This window comes from Bacteroides sp. RCH18 (assembly GCF_058231005.1).
Genome location: NZ_JBIPTC010000001.1, coordinates 3,557,061 through 3,579,406 on the forward strand (window position 1 = coordinate 3,557,061; position 22,346 = coordinate 3,579,406).

At 40.4% G+C, this 22,346-nt stretch carries 13 protein-coding genes; 10 read left to right on the forward strand and 3 right to left on the reverse strand.

Annotated features, from left to right (window positions below):
- Nucleotides 1–103 precede the first annotated feature (103 nt).
- The 3 genes from uvrC to mnmG all read right to left on the reverse strand — a co-directional run bounded on the left by uvrC (nucleotide 104) and on the right by mnmG (nucleotide 4,477).
- Complete coding sequence (gene uvrC / locus ACHLI0_RS13900; RefSeq protein WP_055219203.1) at nucleotides 104–1,933, reverse strand: excinuclease ABC subunit UvrC; 1,830 nt, start codon at nucleotides 1,931–1,933, stop codon at nucleotides 104–106.
- 76 nt (nucleotides 1,934–2,009) lie between these two features.
- Complete coding sequence (locus ACHLI0_RS13905) at nucleotides 2,010–2,540, reverse strand: adenine phosphoribosyltransferase (RefSeq protein ID WP_008762874.1); 531 nt, start codon at nucleotides 2,538–2,540, stop codon at nucleotides 2,010–2,012.
- Between the two features lie 50 nt (nucleotides 2,541–2,590).
- Nucleotides 2,591–4,477 carry a tRNA uridine-5-carboxymethylaminomethyl(34) synthesis enzyme MnmG gene (gene mnmG / locus ACHLI0_RS13910; protein ID WP_490749404.1) on the reverse strand — a complete coding sequence of 629 codons (1,887 nt, stop codon included), beginning with the start codon at nucleotides 4,475–4,477 and terminating at the stop codon, nucleotides 2,591–2,593.
- A gap of 834 nt (nucleotides 4,478–5,311) precedes the next feature.
- On the opposite strand from mnmG, the gene ACHLI0_RS13915 reads away from it, so the two are divergent.
- The 10 genes from ACHLI0_RS13915 to ACHLI0_RS13960 all read left to right on the forward strand — a co-directional run bounded on the left by ACHLI0_RS13915 (nucleotide 5,312) and on the right by ACHLI0_RS13960 (nucleotide 22,329).
- Nucleotides 5,312–5,884: an RNA polymerase sigma-70 factor gene (locus ACHLI0_RS13915; protein ID WP_008767492.1), complete on the forward strand. Its 573-nt coding sequence runs from the start codon at nucleotides 5,312–5,314 to the stop codon at nucleotides 5,882–5,884.
- Between the two features lie 516 nt (nucleotides 5,885–6,400).
- Nucleotides 6,401–7,609, forward strand: a complete 1,209-nt coding sequence (locus ACHLI0_RS13920) for a FecR family protein (RefSeq protein ID WP_055219482.1) — start codon at nucleotides 6,401–6,403, stop codon at nucleotides 7,607–7,609.
- 44 nt (nucleotides 7,610–7,653) lie between these two features.
- Nucleotides 7,654–10,983 (forward strand): TonB-dependent receptor, encoded by a 3,330-nt coding sequence (locus tag ACHLI0_RS13925; protein ID WP_055219207.1) that lies wholly within the window; start codon nucleotides 7,654–7,656, stop codon nucleotides 10,981–10,983.
- A 13-nt stretch (nucleotides 10,984–10,996) separates the two neighbouring features.
- Nucleotides 10,997–12,463, forward strand: a complete 1,467-nt coding sequence (locus ACHLI0_RS13930) for a RagB/SusD family nutrient uptake outer membrane protein (protein ID WP_011108730.1) — start codon at nucleotides 10,997–10,999, stop codon at nucleotides 12,461–12,463.
- Nucleotides 12,464–12,489: 26 nt separating this feature from the next.
- Nucleotides 12,490–13,200, forward strand: coding sequence for a DUF4843 domain-containing protein (locus ACHLI0_RS13935; protein ID WP_011108731.1), 711 nt, complete (start codon nucleotides 12,490–12,492; stop codon nucleotides 13,198–13,200).
- Between the two features lie 19 nt (nucleotides 13,201–13,219).
- Nucleotides 13,220–14,851, forward strand: a complete 1,632-nt coding sequence (locus ACHLI0_RS13940; RefSeq protein WP_055219209.1) for a PKD-like family lipoprotein — start codon at nucleotides 13,220–13,222, stop codon at nucleotides 14,849–14,851.
- Between the two features lie 65 nt (nucleotides 14,852–14,916).
- Complete coding sequence (locus tag ACHLI0_RS13945) at nucleotides 14,917–17,499, forward strand: zinc-dependent metalloprotease (protein WP_490749587.1); 2,583 nt, start codon at nucleotides 14,917–14,919, stop codon at nucleotides 17,497–17,499.
- Between the two features lie 8 nt (nucleotides 17,500–17,507).
- Nucleotides 17,508–20,114 (forward strand): zinc-dependent metalloprotease, encoded by a 2,607-nt coding sequence (locus tag ACHLI0_RS13950; RefSeq protein ID WP_490749405.1) that lies wholly within the window; start codon nucleotides 17,508–17,510, stop codon nucleotides 20,112–20,114.
- Between the two features lie 262 nt (nucleotides 20,115–20,376).
- Nucleotides 20,377–20,946 (forward strand): RNA polymerase sigma-70 factor, encoded by a 570-nt coding sequence (locus tag ACHLI0_RS13955; protein WP_055219211.1) that lies wholly within the window; start codon nucleotides 20,377–20,379, stop codon nucleotides 20,944–20,946.
- Between the two features lie 198 nt (nucleotides 20,947–21,144).
- Nucleotides 21,145–22,329: a FecR domain-containing protein gene (locus tag ACHLI0_RS13960; protein ID WP_074857592.1), complete on the forward strand. Its 1,185-nt coding sequence runs from the start codon at nucleotides 21,145–21,147 to the stop codon at nucleotides 22,327–22,329.
- The last annotated feature ends 17 nt before the right edge of the window (nucleotides 22,330–22,346 follow it).

Sequence of the window (22,346 nt, forward strand, 5' to 3'; positions counted from 1 at the left end):
ATACGCTGTACGTTGGATCTATATGTCCTGCACGTTGGAACTATATCCCCAACAACCAGTCATTTCTGATGCTTGTTGGAGTCAGATCAGGTAAGAAGTGAGTCTATTCATTACTTAACCCTTTTTTTACAGTCTGAGCCTTTACTTCTCCTATGACCTTTGCGATCTCTTCAAGGGATGCCTCTTTGATTCGTTTTACACTCTTAAACTCCTTCAATAGGGCTGTTTTTGTCTTTTCTCCAATCCCTTTGATGCTATCCAGAGCCGATGCAACCTGTCGTTTGCTGCGCTTGTCGCGGTGGAAAGTAATCGCAAAACGGTGTACCTCATCTTGAATCTGTGTCAGCAAACGGAATAAAGAACTTTGTTGCTTAATCCCAATCGTCTGTGCGGGAAACCCGAAAAGCAGCTCTGAAGTGCGATGCTTATTATCCTTAGCCAAACCGGCAATCGGAATATTCAGATGCAGTTCATCCTCGATTACTTCTCTGACGACCTCCATTTGTCCTTTACCACCATCGGTAATAATCAGGTCGGGAAGGGGAGAATTTTCTTCGATGGCACGCTGATAACGTCGTCTGACCACCTCTTTCATGGAAGCGTAATCATCCGGCCCTACGACCGTCTTAATATTGTATTTACGGTAATCGTTCTTCGATGGTTTCGCCTTTTTGAATACTACGCAGGCAGCTACGGCATCCGATCCTTGTATATTCGAGTTATCGAAACATTCAATCTGCAAAGGCGGCTTGTCTAAATGCAATTCGCTTTGTATCTCTTTCAGCAGACGCATACTGCGCTGTTCCGGATTCAGTTTCTCGGCTTGTTTCAGCCGGTCGGCCTTATATTGCTTCACATTTAGGATAGAAAGATCGAGCAGTTTTTTCTTATCTCCCCTTTGAGGAACGGTGAAAACGACATTATTCAACTCCAGATCAAGTTCGAAAGGAACAATAATCTCCCGCGAATGGCTTTTGTAGCGTTCCCGCATTTCGATAATGCCTAAGGTCAGTAATTCTTCTTTCGATTCATTCAGCTTCTTCTTATATTCAAAGGTGAATGCCTGGTTAATGGCGCCATTAGTGATGTGCAGATAGTTGATGAAAGCCGAATTTGAATCGTCTTCTTCAATGGAGAAGACATCGATATTGTGCAGGACAGAGCTTACCACCTCCGATTTAGACCGGTAATTCTCTATCAGCAGATACTTCTCCTTAATCTTCTGAGCTTCTTCAAACTTCATTTCGCTAGCCAGATCCTGCATCTTTTCTACCAACATACGGCTAATATCCTGCGTATTTCCTTTCAAAATCTCCTTGATTTCATCGATATTTTTCAGATAATCCTCGTGCGATTGCAGTCCGACGCATGGGCCGGCGCACTTCTTGATGTGATACTCCAGGCAAACCTTGAACTTTCCCGCCCGTATGTTCTCCGGAGAAAGGTTCAGGTTGCAGGTACGCAGCGGATATAGATGCTTGATCAGGTCGAGCACCGCATACATGGAAGGAAGGTGGCTGTAGGGGCCATAATAAGAAGAACCGTTTTTGATAATCTTTCGAGTCCTGAAAATGCGTGGAAAGTATTCATTCTGCACGCAGATGGAAGGGTAGGTTTTGTCGTCCTTCAGCAATACATTGTAGCGGGGCTTGTATTTCTTGATCAGATTGTTTTCCAGCAATAATGCATCCTCTTCGGTGTTAACAACAATGTAACGGATGTCGGCAATCTTGCTGACCAATACTCGTGTCTTGCCGGGTTCATGCTCTTTGCTGAAGTAAGAATAGACCCTTTTTTTAAGGTTTTTAGCCTTTCCAACGTATATAATAGTCCCTTCTGTGTTCAGGTACTGATAGACTCCCGGCTTCTCGGGCAGGTTGGCTACAATACCTCTCAGATATTCATTCGTTTTGGCTTCCGGTTCTGTATTCATAATCGTTATAGATGAAATAGCGGGAAATAAAAAAAGGGCGTAGATTCTCTACGCCCTGCAAATATAAGCAATTTGTTTATAAAGTCAATACGGATTCTACTTCTACGTCATCTCCGAATACGGATTTGCCATTCAGGTCTTTCAACTCGATAATGAAGTTCACATATACCTTTTTAGGCTTCAGTTTCTTCACCAGCTCGCAGGCTGCTTTCATGGTTCCTCCCGTTGCCAACAGGTCGTCGTGTAGTAAAACTACGTCGTTTTCATCGAGTGCGTCCTTATGAATCTGCACAGTGTCCGTGCCATATTCTTTGTCGTAGCTTTCTTCGATCACCTCTGCGGGAAGTTTGCCCGGCTTGCGGATAGGAATAAAACCTGCGTTCAGTCGGGTAGCCAGGATAGGCCCCATGATGAATCCTCTGGATTCTATACCTACTACTTTGGTGATACCTTTATCCTTGTACATTTCGAACATGATGTTCGATAATTCCTGCAAGCACCAAGGGTCTTTAAACAGGGTGGTGACATCGTAGAAAAGGATTCCGGGGATCGGAAAATCAGGAATTTCCCGAATGCTTTTAATTAGCGTTTCTTTGCTCATAATCATTGGTTTATCTCGTTTCTTTAAATGATTTGTTTCACGTGAAACGTTGCCGCTTATCGGCCGGAAAGTACCAGCAATACGTTGATGTCGCTTGGTGATACTCCCGGAATCCGGCTCGCTTGCGCAATCGTTTCCGGATCAATCTTCATTAGCTTCTGACGAGCTTCCGTAGATAGCGACTGGATGGAAGCATAATCAAATTTGCCTTTGATCTTGATGCTTTCCAGGCGTGCCAGCTTTTCTGCTATCATTCGCTCTCTGTCAATATAGCCTTGATACTTGATCAGTATTTCTGCCGCTTCCAGAATTTCTTCTTTACGGTCGGAATCTGCAGCGGTTGCTTTTTCTAATTCTCGTTGGAAGGCGGGGACATGTTCCGCGATATTTTCAATCGTGATTTGCGGACGATTGAGAACTTCGATCAGCTTACAGCCTTGACGAAGGGGAGTCGTACCCAACTTTTCGAGGGCATCATTAATTAATGCCGGTTTCATCGAATAGTTCTTTGCGAAATTTACTATCTGCTCTAATGCCTCCTTCTTGGTCTTCATTAATTGGTAGCGATCCTCCCTTGCCAGTCCGAGGTGATATGCTCTTTCGGTCAGTCTCATGTCGGCGTCGTCCATGCGGAGAAGAATGCGGTATTCGGCACGTGAAGTGAACATACGGTATGGTTCGTCTACTCCTTTGGTCACCAGGTCATCTATCAATACACCGATATATGCTTCATCGCGGGCCAGTGTGAAGGCTTCACCACCGTGGCAGTTGATGTGTGCGTTGATTCCGGCGATCAGTCCTTGTCCTCCCGCTTCTTCATAACCGGTTGTTCCGTTCACTTGCCCGGCAAAGAACAGGTTTTTGATAATCTTCGATTCCAGCGAATGTTTTAATTGGGTGGGGTCGAAGTAATCGTACTCAATCGCGTATCCGGGACGATAGATGACGATATCCTTGAATGCCGGTACTTTTTTCAGCGCGGCTATCTGAATATCCATCGGAAGAGAAGAAGAAAATCCGTTCAGGTATAATTCCTGTGTTGTTTCACCTTCGGGTTCGAGGAACAGTTGGTGCTGTTCTTTGTCGGGGAAGGTGACAATCTTGGTTTCGATGCTGGGGCAATAGCGTGGACCGATACTTTGAATCTGTCCGTTGAATAGGGGAGAATCCGGCAGCCCTTCGCGCAGAATCCGGTGCACTTCTTCGTTGGTATAGCAGGTCCAGCATTGCAGTTGCTTCAAGTGGCGCGTACTGGTGTTCATGAATGAGAACTTGTGGAAGTCGCATTCTCCGTCTTGTGTATCCATCAGATCGAAGTGGATGCTGCGTGCGTCGATTCGTACCGGTGTGCCGGTCTTCATCCTTCCGTAGGCAATGCCATGTCGGGCGATGGATTCTGTCAGTTGGTAAGATGCGGGTTCTGCCATTCTTCCGCCAGGCAACTGGTGGCGGCCTACGTGCATGAGTCCGTTCAGGAAAGTTCCTGCGGTCAGTACGATACACTTCGCTTTGAATGTGACACCCCAGAGAGTCACGAGTCCGACTACCTCACCGTTTTCGATGAGTAACTCGCGCACGGTGTCTTGCCAAATATGAAGGTTGGGGGTATTTTCCAGTTTCTCGCGCCATGACCAGATAAACTTGGCGCGGTCGCATTGAGCGCGGGGGCTCCACATGGCGGGACCTTTCGAACGGTTCAGGATTCGGAACTGGATAGCAGTTTCATCCGTCACCAATCCCATCTGTCCGCCCAGTGCGTCTATTTCGCGTACTATTTGTCCTTTGGCGATTCCTCCTACTGCCGGATTGCAACTCATCTGTCCGATTTTGTTCATGTCCATTGTGATCAGACAAGTTTTGGAACCTAAATTCGCAGCGGCGGCTGCCGCTTCACAACCAGCATGTCCGGCACCAATTACAATTACATCGTACTTAAAATCCATTCTACCTTATTTATTATCAAACGCTGCAAAGTTACGGAAAAGTTGCGAGAGTTGTATCTTCTGCCGGTTTTTGCTTCCGAAATTTCGAGGAGGAGGCGGGGCGGGCGCAAAAAAACGCCGTAATTTTGGATTGGAAATATGCAAGATGTAACGTTTCTGGCTTCTTTTCTTTTATGTCAAGGTTTCGATCCCTTTCAAAAAGAGATGTAAATGCTCTTTTTCGACATTCTAGGCTTACTTTTTGTCACTTGGAAAAGTGTGGGGCCATGTGATGAAATAGAAGACAAACGGAGCGTTTGGACAGATTTTGTGTCAAATCAGCCTTCGGATGTATGTTTTATACCCAACCTCAACTCTTTCTCTTGACATAAATCAAAAAAATAAGGTAAAACATGTTTTTTAGCATAAGAATTCTTGTTGTTTTCCAAAACACCTCTACCTTTGTAGTGTAGTTGTGAAACTACTAAGATTTTTAGGTATTAGAAAATAAGGTAATAACAAAAGAGTAGTATTAGTTTATAAAATTAAGGTATTAGATTTTAAGATTAGTTTTTAGGAAAAAGATTGTTTTGATTAGGTATTAGGAAAAAAGTAGTTTTCAGGTAACAGGTAAATTGAGATGCAGAAAAAAGAATCCCATTTATGGGGGATTCTTTAGGTGGGGCGGAGTTATTCGCTCTTTTTTTATTTTATGCCTCTTTATTCTATTTTTTTATATGAGGGGTGAACTTACATACTGAAAAAACAGATATATTTGTAAGTCATATCTATTATAACCAGTTTTTGCAGTAATTTGAAGAGAGTCTTTTATTGTTTGATTAATCTTGTTGCCGTATGAGCGATAAAGATGATTTGATAGTAGCAGGTGTCAACCAGAAAGATAAGGGAATCTGGAGGGACTTTTATGATCGCTATTATGCGGCCTTGTGCTCATATGTCGAGAAAATCCTGTTCCTCACCGATGCCGTAGAAGATCTGGTTCAGGAGGTGTTTATATCCGTGTGGGAAGGTAAGCGTACTTTTTCCGACTCCCGTGAGCTGACTAATTATCTTTATCGTGCCTGCTATAATAATGCACTGTTGTATATCCGCAACCATCAGATTCATGATTCTATATTGAATGGCTTGCCTCAGGAAGAAGATTTTGAAGACGAGGAAATGCTGTATGCTTTGACTGTGAAAGAAGAAGCTATCCGACAACTTTATTTCTATATCGAGGAGCTTCCCGCCGAACAACGCCGTATCATCCTGCTAAGAATAGAGGGACATTCGTGGGATGAAATCGCATCCCGGCTGGGAGTCAGCATCAATACGGTTAAAACTCAGAAAAGCCGTAGCTATAAATTCTTACGCGAGAAGCTGGCAAATTCCAGTTATTCTGTACTTCTTGCTCTTATATTTTATTAGAAACCGGGCTGTGCATCCTTGCTTTTGTGGGGGTGAAGTGACTGTGATGTGGTTTATTTAAGTGGATGAGCCGGTATGTTTAACAGGTAAACAAAGCTTGGTTAGCATTTTTAGTAAGCTATATGTGTTCGTTCCATGTCTGTGTCTTATTGCATTGTATATCAATCAGCTAAGTCCGAAAGTGACGGATGATGATAAAATATGAGTTTCAAACTCCTTGATAAAAGCTAAAAAATACATCATTTTAATAGCGGTAACGGAAAAAAAACAAATATTTTTTAAGATGCCTAATTGTCATTTATTGATGGCTGAATTTTGATTCTGAAAAGGAAATGATTTGTTAAATATGTCATTTTTGTTGCTGAATAATGTCATAATGATAGTTTTTCATTCTTTTCCGTTTTCGTACGGAGAGTGTCTCATAAAAAATAATCATCTTTTTGTCACCCATTTATGGACGTTATGTATAATTATAGTAAAGCAAAGATAAAATCCTCATTAGAAATAGATAAAATTATGAAAAAGTTAGAAAACACATATCAAGATGCCTCTTTGATAAAAAAGGCTCTTTTGGGAGATGCAAGCGACAAAGAGCAGCAGGTGTTGGAACAACGTTTATCTATGCATCCGGAACTGAAAGCCGTGTATGAGAAATTGCAGGATAGTGAGGAATTAAAAGATGCTTTTAATAAGTATAAAGAATATTCATCGGAAAAGGCTTACGAGCATTTCCTTCAACAAATTCAACAAAAAGAGAATTCGTCCGGTGGAAAGATTCGTCGTATCCGGACATGGTGGTATGCTGCCGCAGCAGTGGTAGTACTGGCAGTAGGAATTTCTTTTTATGCCGTGAATCATTATCAGGCAGTGGAGGAGTCCCAGACACGTATCGCGCAAATCAAGCCGGGTAGCAAACAGGCAGTGTTGACTTTGCCCGATGGAAGCACTATTGATGTACAAAAGAAAGATATAAATGTAATAGTAGACGGCGTCCAGGTGAAATACAATAAAGGGGTGCTGTCATATCGACCGACCGTCACAACACAACAACACGAAGAAGAAAATGTCGATGAAAGTCCGGTGAAGTCAAATGAACTGGTTATACCACGGGGAGGAGAGAATACTGTCCTTCTTGCTGATGGAACCACTGTTCATTTGAATGCCGGTTCTAAATTGCTTTATCCGGTCCGTTTTGTCGGAAAGCGCCGAATTGTGACACTGGAAGGTGAAGCCTATTTTGATGTGAGAAAGGATGAGGAACATCCGTTTGTGGTCCGGACTCGTTTCGGAGAAGTAACAGTACTTGGTACGGCATTTAATATCAATGCTTATAATGATGCGGATGCGTGCTATACCACCCTTGTATATGGGAAAGTAAATTTCTCGACACCCGATCAGAATACAATTACGCTGGCGCCGGGTGAACAGGCAGTCGCCTCTTCCCGTGGCATTGAAAAGCGGGTGGTGGATGTCAATGAATATATCGGCTGGGCACAAGGTGTATATGTTTTCAATAACAGACGGCTGGGCGATATCATGAAAACCTTCGAGCGCTGGTATGATGTTCATGTCTATTATGAGAAGGAGTCTCTGCGCGACCTGACTTATAGTGGTGACTTGCAGCGATATGGCACGATCAATACTTTCCTGAATGCATTAGAACTAACCGGCGATATCTACTATAGAATAAACGGAAGAAATATATTGATATATGAGAATGAGTAATATTGAGTTTTGATTTAAAAATTATGAAAAAAAGAAGAGTCTTTATGCTATGTCTTTTTGCATTGAGTATGGTACTCAGTGCATGGGCACTTCCACCTGATGAGAAGAAAGTGACGCTTGATTTGAAGGATGTGCCGATGGAAACATTTTTAAACACGGTAAAACAGAAAGCTGGAATCAACATGCTTTATAACTCTCAGATGTTTAAAGGAGTTGAACCGGTGACTGTAAAAGCTACCAACGAGCCTTGGAAGGAATTGCTGGACCGCGTTCTTTCACCTAAAGGTTTCACTTATGCTACCAAAGATGGTATTGTGGTCATCAAGAAGAAAGATCAGAAGACACGTACGTTGGAAGGTAAAGTGGTGGATGAACAGGGTGGCGAACTACCGGGTGTGACGGTGCTGATACTGGGGAAAGAAAGAAATATCGGAACAATGACTGATGCAGACGGTGCTTTTTCTTTAGGACTTCCTGAAGGAGATGTAACAATTCGTCTTTCCTTTGTAGGCATGCAAACTTTGGAAATATATACTGGCAAGCTCAATCTTGATAAAGTGCATACCTTTAAGTTGAAACCCGATTCAAAGCAATTGGAAGAGGTGGTGGTAACCGGTTATGCAAAGATCAGTAAAAATAGCTTTACGGGTACTTCTGTGACGGTTACGGCAGATCAGTTGATGTCGGTTTCCAAAACAAATGTATTAGGGGCCTTGCAAACGTTCGATCCCTCTTTTCGTATTGCTGAAAATAATTTAGCAGGTTCGAACCCGAATAATGTTCCGGAATTGTATATTCGTGGACGTTCGGGTATTGGAACAACACAATTGGATGCGCAAAGCCTTTCTAAAACATCATTGAAGAACAATCCTAACCTTCCGACTTTTATCATGGATGGCTTTGAAATCAGCGTGCAGAAATTGTATGATATGGACCCTAGCCGTATTGCAAGCATTACGATCTTGAAAGATGCTGCCGCTACGGCTATGTACGGTTCGCGTGCAGCGAATGGTGTGGTTATTATTACAACAGTAACTCCGAAAGCTGGTAAAGTCAATATCGATTATAACTTTACCGGAACATTGGAATATCCTGACCTAACTGATTATAATATGATGAATGCACGAGAGAAACTTGAAACAGAGGTTGCTGCAGGTTTATTTAAGGCAAATCCAGAACAAGGTTTTAGTGAACAAAGTCGGTTAGATGCACTTTACAACCAAAAACTGAACAATGTAGTTCGTGGAGTTGATACTTATTGGTTATCTAAACCCCTTCGTACTGTATTCAATCACAAACATAGTTTGTATTTGGATGGTGGTACGGAGGATTTGCGTTGGGGAGCTGACTTTTCTTATAATAGTGGAGAAGGCGTTATGAAAGGTTCTTATCGCGACCGTATGGCTGGTGGGTTGTCTTTATCTTATCGACTTGGAGCTTTTCAGGTAAGAAACTATTTTTCATATACTTATACTAAATCTCAGGAGTCTCCTTATGGAAGCTTCTCCGACTATACTTCAAAATTGCCATATGATGAATATATTGATGAGAATGGAAGATATTTGGAGACAACTTATCCTTGGACCGGAGGATCAGGAGAAGTAAACCCTTTGTATGAAGCTACATTGAAGAATTATGATCGAAGTAAGTCTTGGGAATTGATTAATAATACAGAATTGTTGTGGAATATCGACAGTTACTGGTTGTTAAAAGGACAATTTAGTGTTACGAAGTCAAATTCGGATGCACGTACCTTTCTTGATCCGCGTTCAAAGAAGAATGATGATTTGTTAGGCTTAAATAATGTGGTTTCAGGACAGTTGGATATCGCTACTTCCAATAGTTTAAGTTGGGATGCTACTGCTACTTTATCTTATAACAGAAATATAAAGAAGCACAATCTGAATTTTTTGGTAGGTATTAATGCTACTTCAAGTACTGGTGATAGTTTTGGTATTACTTACAAAGGATTTCCGTCTGGCGAATTGTCTTCTCCAGGCTATGGTAATAAAGTCTCTGGATTACCTTCTAACTCGGATAGTAAAAGCCGTCTTTTCGGTGCATTAGGGACATTCAACTATTCATTTGATAATATTTATTTGGCGGACGTTTCTGTACGCTTCGATGGAAACTCAGAGTTTGGTGCTGATCAACGTTTTGCACCTTTCTTTTCCGGTGGTCTTGGTTTGAACTTGCATAATTATAAGTTCATGAAACAGTTTGAATGGATGGACCGTCTAAAGATTCGTGGAACTTATGGTATTACTGGTAAAGTTGACTTCTCTCCCTATGAAGCGCAGACTATTTATAAAGTAGTTACAGACAACTGGTTTAAAACAGGTCTAGGAGCATCATTGATGGCATTGGGAAATAATGGATTGGGTTGGGAAAAGACTCATAACATGGATTTAGGTCTAGATGTTGATATGTTTAAGGGATTACTCCAGATGAACTTTTCATATTATCGTAAGAAAACGGTGGACTTGGTTAATAGTGTTACATTACCTAGTTCTACAGGTTTTACTTCTTACAAAGATAATATTGGTGAGGTGATGAATAAGGGTGTTGAAATCCAGTTGAGAAGTAATATTTTGAATGCAAAGGATTGGTTTGTTGCAGTTTTTGCAAATATGGCTCATAATGAAAATAAAATAACTAAAATCTCAGATAGTCTGAAAGAGTACAATAAGCGCGTACAAGAAAAATATGCGAAATATGATTCTGGAAAAGGAGATTCAAAATATAGTGAGACTTACTTGCAGTATGTAGAAGGTGGTTCTCTGACATCTATTTTTGGTGTGAGATCATTAGGTATCAATCCAGCAGATGGTAAGGAAATTTATCTTCGTCCTGACGGTACAATAACATATGACTGGAATGCGGCTGACCAAGTTGTGATTGGAAACGAAGAGCCAAAACTCCAGGGTACTTTTGGATTTAACCTTCGTTGGAAGCAGTTTTCTCTCTATTCTACCTTTATGTATGAATTTGGTGGACAGCGTTATAATTCTACATTGGTAAGTAAGGTTGAGAATGCACATATTCAAAGTAGTAATGTAGACCGTCGTGTATTGACAGGACGTTGGCAAAAGCCTGGAGATTGTACTCCTTATGGACGTTTACAGACTGATGGTGTAGTTGCAGTGACTCGTCCTACTAGCCGTTTCATCCAAGATTATAATGTGCTGACATTTAACTCTCTTACTTTAGGATATGATTTTAATGCTGAATGGTTGAAGAAAGCGCGTATCGGTCTGTTACGTGTAGAACTTTCAGGAAATGATTTATTCCGTGTTGCTACTGTACGTGCTGAACGTGGTTTGGATTATCCATATTCACGGTCTTTTGCAGCTTCGGTGAAGATGAGTTTTTAATAGTTTAAAGTAGATGAATAATATGAAGAAATTATATACAATATTACTGTTGGCTACAAGTCTGTTTACTACAAGTTGTAGTGATTGGCTGGATGTAGCACCGAGTAATCAGGTGAATGGGGATAAGCTTTTTGAGGTAGGAGATGGATATCGAAATGCTTTGAATGGAATATATTTGAATTTGGGCACTTCTTCTATGTATGGACGAACAATGTCATGGGGATTTATGGATGCTATTGCTCAATATTATCAAACAGATAATAATTTTATACCTAAAAATTCAGCTTATTATAAATCGGCTAAGTTCCAATTTGATGATTCGGATGTGAAAACTTTCATTTCCAATATATGGTCTATTGGTTATAATAATATAGCTAATTGTAATAATTTGATTCTCAATGTTAGCGAAGCTAGTTCTTCTATTTTCAAAGAGGGAGAATTTGAGAAAAATATGATTTGGGGAGAAGCATTGGCACTACGAGCTTTTATACACTTTGATTTACTTCGTTTATTTGCTCCTGCCATATCGAAAGATGATGGAAAGTCTTATATTCCCTATGTAGAGGTATATCCTACCATTGTTCCTCCATATGAAAGTAGTAAAGAGATTCTTTCTAAGATAATTAGAGATTTAAAAGCTGCAAAAGAGATGTTAGCTAAGTGTGATATAACTGATGAACATAAAATTTGGATGAGTACAGGTTATCGTATGTTGGCATCAAGCATACTTTCTAGCGATATTGCTTCTAGTGATGTATTCTTCGCTTATAGAGGATATCGTATGAATTATTATGCTATAGTAGCGGCATTGGCACGTGTATATTATTGGGAAGGAGAATATGAACTGGCTTATAAAGAAGCAAAAGAGGTCGTAGAAGCGACTTATCCATATGGAAGCAAGCCTGAATCCTGTTTTAATTTTGTGGAATACTCAAGCTTAGGTACGAATCTTAAAGACTATAATAGTATTATTATGTGTTTTTTTAATAAAACATTACAAGAAGACTATATACCTTATATTACAAGAGGAAATCAGACACTGTTTATCCTTGACAGTGATAATATCTTTGCTGATAATAAAGAACAGGATCGTCGTTTCCTTCTACAGACAGGTTCTTATAATTCTAATGCATATTCTTTAAAATATGATATTAAGTTGGGACAGGATGGTTCAGATATGGTTCCAGGCATACGTTTGAGTGAGATGTATTATATTATGGGGGAATACTTTGCTCGTAAGGGTGAATATTCTCAAGCTGGCAAAATGCTGGATGAAGTACGTTATGCGAGAGGAATTCTGACTACTAATATGGAGAACAGTATTGGGTCATTGGAAGGATTTCATACAGAGTTATTGAAGGATATGCGTAAGGAGTTTGTAGGAGAAGGGCAAATGTTTTTTCAATACAAACGTATGGATAAGAAACCGGTAGATAATGCAATCTTTGTATTTGATAAACCGGATAATGAAGATGTTTAATGTATGATAATCAACGAAAAAGAAAGATGAAAAAATATATTCTATTTGCTTTAATATCTCTTTGTTTTTGGGGATGTTCGGAAGATGAGATAAAACCTTATCATGGTGGACAATATCTTTATTTTAGCCAACTGAAGGAATTTGGTGATGAGGATTTCGAAGTATCTTTCAATAACTATCCTACTAGTAATGCTATTATTGTGAAGATTGGTCTGGGGCTAATCGGAAAACCGTTTTCAATAGATACACCTTACAAAGTAAGTGTGGTTGCGGAAGATGAGAGTGAAGATAAGATAAAAAATGCCGATCAGAAAAATTATCGTTTGCCTGATAATCCAATGTTTAAAGCTGGACTATCTAATGATACATTGGAGGTTATGCTGTTAAAAACGGAAGATTTGAAAGAGAACGTGAAGTTGTGTTTGAAACTTCTCCCAAATGAGTATTTCGAAGGATCAATACCGGAATACGAACAAATTAAAATTATATTCAATAATATTATTAGTAAACCTTTATGGTGGACCAATGATGTCACGAAGTTGTATTTAGGTACATATTCTAGAAAGAAATATGAAGAGTTTGTAAAATGCACCAATATCTCAGATTTTGGAAAACTAAGTACTGCCGAAAAACGGCAATATGCATTGACATTCAAGTACTACATTGCAGTAAACAATGTAATGGATAAAAATGATACAACTGGTGAGGAGTTTCCGATGGCTGTACCTATTAACTAATTAGAATAGCAATTGAAATATGAAAATAAAGATATTATTTGTTGTAATGTTCCTTTTGATCATCACGTCTTGTTATGAGGATAAGGGAAATTATGATTATAGAGAAATGAACGATATCGAGATTTCTGTAGAGACTGAAAGTTCTTCGTATGCGTTAGGAGATAAAGTGACATCAAAACCAAAATTGGTTTTCACTTTAGGAAAAGAATCCTCTGATTTATCATATGAATGGACGTTTGATGGACATGTCATAGCTGATACTAGAGATCTAGAGTGGGTAGCTGATACAATTGCTAGTACTAAAGAACTGAGGTTGGCTGTAATGGATAATAACACAGGAGTTACCTATTTTGGTTCCACGTACATTTCTGTTTCTTCTGCTTATGCCTCTAATGGTTGGGTAGTACTTTCTGAGAAAGAAGGTATCAGTACTTTAGCTTTTTTGAGAGAACAGACTGAAGAGGGAATATTAAAGCCTGTTGTTACACGTGATATTTATCAAATGATTAATGGTGTACCGATGGGAACACAGCCTGTTTCTATGTATCCTCACTGGACAGAGCGCTGGGATGGAGAAGATAAAACCAGTTGGCTATGGGTAGCACAGAAGGGTGGTCAAGGAGCTGTTGATATATCAGGTAGCAGTTATAAGCAAGAAGGGATATTGTCTCAAATGTTCCTTAGTAAATCATATCCAGAAGGATTTGTTCCGGTAGGTGTTATTGATATGCAGTTTCTCACAATGGCAATTGGTGAGGATGGAACTATTTATACCCGCGTTAAAGATAGCAATTTATTGTTTAACTCTAGTAATTTCCTTGACCGACCATTAACATCTGATGAAGAAGGCAAGGTAAAAGTGGATGGTAGCATGATTGCTTATGCTCCTTTTGATGAACATGGAGGTATGGTTCTTTATGATAAAAATTCTTCGCAATATTTGCATATTGCTGATTATAAGAGTTGGCAAGGTTATAACTATTCTGGAAAGGTACTACCTTTGAAGGTGGAGGAGTATGAGTATGGTCCTTCTGATGCTAGGTTAGATAACATGAAGGATTATTCTGTATACTTTGTAGGCGCTAGTTTAGTTGATTGGGGAGATGTCTCTTATATGTCTATTATTAAAGATAAAGCTGGCAGGTTCTATATACAGAAATTTACGGTAGAAGCTTATGGAGGAGGTAGTTCTGTCACTAAAGTTGGCGCTAGCTTTACATCTCAAAGTGAGATTGAGGGGCTAAGTTCAGTAATTGACGGAACGTCCAAAAATTGCTTTTATCTTTGCCGCAATCAAGATAAAGCTCCTTATCTTTTTATAAGTAAAGGAGAGACTCTTTATTTTTATTATACGGATGGAAATAAGATATATACATGTGCCCAGTTTGATTCTCCAATTACTTCAATTGATGCTGAATGCTTTAATAACAAATATATTATAGTGGGTTTGGAAAATGGAGATGTTTATATTTTGAAAGGAGATGATGATAATTCGGATTATACTCTAAAAAAATATGTGATCCAACAGAATAAAGTAATTCAGGTGAATGATGCCGAAAATAAATTTGTGTTATTCCATGAAAAAGATTTTGGACGAATAATTCAAGTTCGTTATAAATGGAAAGAATCTTGGAATGAATCATTTAGTTAAAACTTTAAAACGATAAAACCTTGAAAAAACTGTATTTACTTCTTCTGGTTGCACTATGTGGGGCGATGATCAGCCCCGCTGTGGCTAAGAAGAAAAACAAGAAGAAAGCTTCCACCGAAGCGACTACAAAGAAAGAGAAGAAGGAAACCAAGTACGACAAACTGTTTAAAGACAAGAAAGTCACCACGGCTAAAGGTTTCATTACTCTTCACAAGTTGGACAATAAAATTTACTTTGAATTGCCGATTAAGGTGATGAATCGGGATATTCTACTTGGTTCTACCATCGTGGAAACGACCGATAACCAGTTCGGCTGTGTAGGAGAGAAGTCAGGTGATCCTTTTCTGATTCGTTTTGTGCAACGCGACTCAACTATTACATTGCGTCGTGTACAGGCAGGGCAGTTCTCTGAAGATCGTGAAATCAAGAAGCGCTTGGTAAGCAGTACCATGCCGGCAATCGCTGAAACATTCGAGATCAAAGCATATAATAACGATAGTACAGCAGTTGTATTTGATATGACAGACTATCTGCTGAGCGATAAAAAGAACCTTTCTCCGTTCTCACCATATTCAATGATGGAGATGATGGGAGCCGATATTAGTAAGGATTTTGAGAAGGAAAGCTCATTTATTCAGGGAGTCAAAGGCTTTGAGGATAATGTGAGTATACGTTCTTTACTGACCTACAAAATCAGCGTGGGTATGAAGGGAAATTATGCAGTGAAGAAAATGCCGTTTACTGCGGTTATGAATCGTAGCTTCATTCTGTTGCCTGAACAACCAATGCGTCCCCGTTATGCTGATCCACGTATTGGTATTTTTGAACACTCTGTAGTAGAATTTGCTTCCGAAGGTCGTGGGTTGCGCACCCGTCATATTGCTCACAGATGGAATCTGGAGCCATCGGATTCAGCAGCCTATCTCCGTGGCGAACTGGTAGAACCGAAGAAACCTATTGTTTTCTACATTGATGATACTTTTCCGTTGAGTTGGAATAAATATATTCATAAAGGAGTTGAAGTATGGCAGAAAGCGTTTGAAAAGATTGGTTTTAAGAATGCCATCATTGCAAAAGATTTCCCGAAAGATGATCCGAACTTCGATCCGGAGAATATCAAATATTCCTGTATACGTTATGCTCCGTCAACAGTGGCCAATGCGATGGGACCTTCTTGGATAGATCCGCGTTCCGGAGAAATCATTAATGCATCTGTTACGGTATTCCACAATATTGTGCAGTTGGTTCAGTACTGGCGCTTCTTACAGACTGCCCCTGCTGATGAGGAAGTGCGTGATGTTGTTTTGCGTGAAGACTTACTGGGAGATTGTATCGCTTATGTGCTCTCGCATGAGGTAGGACACACATTGTCATTGATGCACAATATGGCAGGTTCTTCTTCTATCCCTGTGGAATCTTTGCGTGATCCGAAGTTTACTCAGGAGTTTGGTACGACTTACTCTATTATGGACTATGCCCGTAACAATTATATTGCTCAACCGGGTGATAAAGAGAGAGGCGTGCGTTTGACTCCTCCGGAACTGGGAGCGTATGATTATTACGCTATCGCCTGGTTGTATTCACCGATCTTTGAGGCTAAAACGGCAGAGGAAGAAGTTCCTATCTTGGATAAATGGATCAGTGAGAAGTCTGGAGATGTTAAATATCGCTATGGTAAACAACAGTTCAGACGTCGTTTTGACCCAAGTTCAGTAGAGGAAGACTTGGGAGATGACCCGGTGAAAGCTTCTGAATATGGACGTCGCAACTTGCAATATCTGCTAAAGCATATCAATCATTGGGTAGCGGATAAGGATAAGGATTTTGAGTTCCGCACGGCTGTTTATGACGAAATTGTATATGCTTACGTACGTTATTTGACTTTCGTTTTGGGAGATATCGGTGGTATTTATCTGAACGAACGCTATGACGGTGATCAGCGTCCAAGCTTTAAAACTGTATCGAAGCAACAACAAAAAAAGGCTCTGAATTTCTTATTGAATGAACTGAAGGACCTTTCGTGGCTGGATGCACGTGAAACTCTGAAAGAATTCCCTATTCGTACTTCTGTGGCCATGCAGATGGAAGATGCAATTATTGATGGTATCTTGTCTCGTTGTGGTGCGGTGGCTATCTGTTCGGGTAAGGCGACATCAGCTCCTTATACCCAGAAAGAATATCTTGCCGATATAGAACGTTTTGTATGGGCTCCTACCCGTGCCGGAAGAACCTTGACAGAAACAGAAATGCGTTTGCAGATGAATTATCTGACGAAGCTGATTGAAGGTTCGGTTGCAGGGGTTGCAAAGAATGCTACCCGTAAAGGTATCGCAGATATGTATGCTCACATTGAAGTGCCCGAATGGCTGAAAGCTGCTTCGCGCGAACGTTTCGGAATCATCTCGGAGGAATTTATGGGATGTTTTAATAACAAGCCTCGTGAGATGCAGGCTGCCCGTTTGGAGGAAATCAGTGGATTTGATGATGATGTAGATCTGAAAGCACCGATCGAACCGATGGAACATATATACTACGGTGAGTTGAAGAAGGTTCGTAGTCTGGTTGCAGCGAGTGCTTCTACCGGTTCGGCTGATACACAACGCCACTACCGCTTATTGTTGTACAAAATTGACCAGGCATTAAAATGATAGGAAGTATGAGAAATAGATATAGTAAGATACTTTGTTTATTGCTTCTTTTTGCATGTTGCCTGCCACAGGAAGGAAATGCTTTCTGGCCTTTTAAAAAGAAGAAAAAAGAAGATAAGAAGGAAAATCTGACACCATATCAGAAGCTGTTCAAGAATAAGAAAGTTCAGACAGCACACGGGCTGATGACTATTCATAAGGTGGAAGGGAAAGTGTATGTGGAGTTCCCGGTTGCCATGTTAGGCCGTGAGATGCTGTTTGCTTCTTCTATTGAAAATACGAGTGACGGTGGTGAAGGAGCTCCCGGACAGTTAGGGGGTACCGACGTACGTTTCCGTTTTGAGATGATCGATTCAACTCTTGTGGCACGTATGCCTTTATTGAGTAAGCCGGTAAATACCAGTGGTGATGCTTATATCGCACGTGCGTTGGACAATGCGCATAATCCGGGTATTTTCAAAAGCTTTAAGGTATTGGCTTGCACTCCGGATAGTTCTGCACTTGTGGTAGATATGAAGGGATTATTTTTGGAGGGATCTGCTTTTACCAAACCTTTCCCTTCGACATCGGCTAACGGATACTATGGATTCGTGTCGCGCGATCATTCTCTGCAATCGGATAAATCTGCTATTTTGGGTGTATCGGCTTCAGAAAATCATATAAGTGTACGTGAAGAGTTGTCATATACTGTCGACCATACGCTGATGGGAGCATACAATATGTACAAAGACGTACCGTTGACAGCGGTCGTCACTAAAATGCTTTGTATTCTGCCCGAGGAGCCGATGACTCCTCGCCTGGCTGACTCACGTTTGGGATTGACTACACAATTGAAAAGTGATTATTCTGGGGCAACTCAGGAAGTAAAGAGTATACGCTATGCAAAACGCTGGCGTATCGAGCCTTCCGACTCTGCTGCCTATCGCCGTGGCGAGCTGGTTCGGCCAGTCAAACAACTGGTGTTCTATATCGACAGTCTGATGCCTGTCAAATGGAATCCGTATATCAAGGCTGGTGCGGAATCATGGAATAAGGCATTTGAGAAGATCGGCTTTAAAGATGTTATTTGTGTGAAAGAATTCCCGAAGAATGACACATTGTTCAATGCAAACAGCTTTGACTGTATGACAATACGTTATTCGGCGTCTTGGCTGAATTCGGCACAGACAACGATACACTCAGATACACGTACCGGTGAAATATTGAACGCGTCTATTCTGATTAATGCAAATATGATCAGTGTTCAGTATGCTGACCGTATAGGGGCCACTGTTGCTATTGATCCTCGTGTGCGTACTACTGTTTTCCCGCAGGAGATACAGGGTGAGTTGATTCAGGCTGCTATTGCTCAGGCTGTAGGAACCGGACTGGGACTAACAATGAACTGGGGAGCTTCCTGTGCTTATCCGGTGGATTCGTTGCGTTCGGCAAGCTTTACTCAAAAGTATGGTCTAGCTTCTTCTGTTATGGGAGGCGTAATCATTAATGACGTAGCTACGGAGGAGGATGTTCGTAATGGAGTGTGTCTGGTTAATACAAAGCCTGGTCCATATGACGAACTGGTGATTAAATATTTATATCAACCTATCTATGCTTCTTCATTACAGGAAGAAAAAGAGACATTGGATAGCTGGATTCGTGAACATACGGGAGATCCATATTATGCTTATATACGTAATCAGTCACGTTTTGATTCTGATCCTCGTAATAGTCGCGGAAGTTTGGGAGATGACCATTTGAAATCATTCGACTATATGCTTCCCAATGTCCGCAAAGGATTTGAGAACTATTATAGTTGGTTTGCCAAGGAAGACCGTGATTTTTTAATGCGCAGACGTGTACACTCTGCCCTTAGTGAAAGACTGAGCGGGCGTATTTATGCAATACTGAGTTATATTGGCGGTATTTATTTGAATGATATTCGCGAGAAGGATGCGATACCAAGTTATTCAATGGTAGATCGTGAGAAACAGAAAGCAGCTTTGAGCAAGGCATTGGAACTGGCAAAGAATCTGGATTGGGTGGACGATACCGCTCATTTGAATGAATTTGAAATTTCAGATAAGAAGGCTGACCGTTTACGTTTGGATATCTTTAATGGTATTTTCGGACGTCTGCCTTATGTTGAGGTTTGTACAGAACGCTTCCCGGATGCAGCATATACTGCTTCGGAATATCTGGATGATATCTATGGAATAGTTTGGGAAGGTGTCTTGAAGCATCGTCCGTTGGAGAATTTCGATAGAGCACTGCAGACAGCGTTTCTGGAAAGTATTATTTCAACATCGACAGCAACTGCGCCTATTGGTAGTTTCAAAGCCTCAAAAACAGGATTTGCGGCTACAGGCAAACCGGAGATCAATCTGGCTGCTTTGAGAAATGGCGGAAAGGTGGATATGAAGATGCATTCATTGCAGAATGCAGAAGAAGTAGCAGGCTTCTCTTCAATTCCGCCGATCTATACCAACCAGACAAAAATAGCTGCTTACTATTTTGACTTGTTGATGCGTACGAAAGACATGCTCAAGAAAGCAATTTCGACGGCTCCTGAGGCAGATCGTTCTCATTATGACCTGTTGATCTACCGCATCAATAAAGCAACGGAAATTGAATAAATCTCTATTACATAAACTCTCTCTTAATTAATTTGTCTCTATGAAAACAATATTGTAAGAGATGTTTTTAAAGATTTCTTCTATGCAATATTGAGCATTTTTCACCCGGGTTTACATTGTCGAATGTAAATCCGGGTGAATCTTTTATAGGCGGATATCTTTTGGAAAGTACCATACAACTAGATTGTCCGAAAGAAAAATATCAGTCTTTCTGTATAGAACATTATTATTTAATTTGTATTTTTGGCGCAAAACTCCCGAAATGACTAACAATGAGATTTCCATAGAACAAATTAATAAGTTGGATGCGGCTGCTTTCCGACTGCTTTATAAGAACTATTATAAAGCATTGGTTTGCTATGCAATAACAATTGTCGGAGATTCAGAATCTGCAGAAGATATTGTCCAGGAGTTATTCTCCACTATTTGGGAGAAAAAGATGTTTTTCCGGTCTCTGGCTTCATTCAGGGTTTATCTGTATAACTCTGTCAGAAATGCTTCCTTGGATTATTTGAAACATAAGGATGTGGAAGGCAACTATCTTCAGAAGATGCTTGATAGTCATTCCACTACATTTAGGATGGAAGAGGAGGAAGAGGGCTTCTTTAGTGAAGAAGTCTATCGCCAGCTTCTTCAGACAATTGATGCGCTGCCGGATCGATGCAGGGAAGTTTTTTTGATGTATATGGAAGGCAAGAAGAACGAGGAGATTGCCACTGCACTCCATGTTTCTCTTGAAACTGTGAAGACTCAAAAGAAGAGAGCAATGTCCTTCCTTAGAAAAAAACTAGGCTCCTATCATTTTCTATTATTACAAATGTTATTTCTCTAAAAAGAAGTATAACACTCAATCTGCTTTACTTGTTAACACCTGTTTGCAATGAACAAAATGTTCGTTGTTTTTCTTGATTATTGTACAAAAAGAACGGTCTTCTAACTAAATAAAGTATCTTTTGAATAAAAAAACTTCAGAATCCTGTCCCTCATTTTTTCTTCTTAGTCGTCTTTACTATAAATAACCTGAAATAATATGATAAAGCGTAAAAGAAGTATAAATTCTATTATCCATGATCAGTTGTTGGGATACGCTTCGGAAGAAGATAAAAAACAGTTGCAGTCATGGCTTGATAGTTCTCAAGAAAATAGAGAGAACTATGATCGTCTGATGCGTGAGGCTTGTTTGATTGACAGGTATAAACAGTTTGCCCAGGTAGATGAGGCACGTGCTTGGGAAAGGTTTCAGAAAAAGCATTTCTCTATTCGTTCTGCTCGTTGGATCAAAATAGGACGCTATGCTGCAATTTTCTTATTGCCGATAATTGGTTTTGCAATATGGTTTTGGACTTTGCGGCTGATGGATTCTCAGCCGGTGATTTCGGATGAAGTTCGTATTGCTATGATCCGGTCGGAGAAGATGGGTAAACAAAAGGCAACGCTGGTTTTGGCAAATGGACAGAAGATGGATTTAAAATCAGTGCCTGCTAAGCCGTTACAGGATTCGGTGGAACAGGTTCCTGTTGCTCAGCCGTCTGTCCCTAAGACTGATATGAATGAATCGGAAGAGGTTCCTGTTGTAGAAAATAATAAGTTGAGTACTTATGATGACAGTGAATTCTGGATGACGTTCGAAGACGGAACCAGAGTGCATCTGAATTATAATACGACGTTGAAATATCCACCACATTTTGGTACTACCACTCGCACGGTCTATTTGGATGGGGAGGCTTATTTTCAGGTAGCCAAGGATAGCAAGCGTCCTTTCCGTGTCATTACGGCGAATGGAGTGGTCAAGCAGTACGGGACAACTTTCAATGTAAATACACATGTGCCCGGAATAACGAAAGTAGTGCTGGTGAAAGGTTCTGTAAGTGTGCTTCCTAATCAGGGAGGGGAATATAAAATAAAACCGGGGGAATTGGCGGTTCTTCAGGCTGATACGCAAGATGTACAAATTAGCGTAGTGGATATCGAACCGTATATCGCATGGAACAGTGGACGCTTTGTTTTTGATAACTGTTCTTTGGAGAGTCTGATGAATGTAATATCACGTTGGTACAACAAAGATATCGTATTCGAATCGGAAGATACCAAGAAGATACGTTTTACAGGAGATATTGATCGCTACGGCTCAATAGAGCCCATATTGAAAGCGATACAGCGGGTGACTCATCTGGAAATGGAAATACAGGGGAAGACCATAATTATAAAGAAATAAACATATTAACTACTATT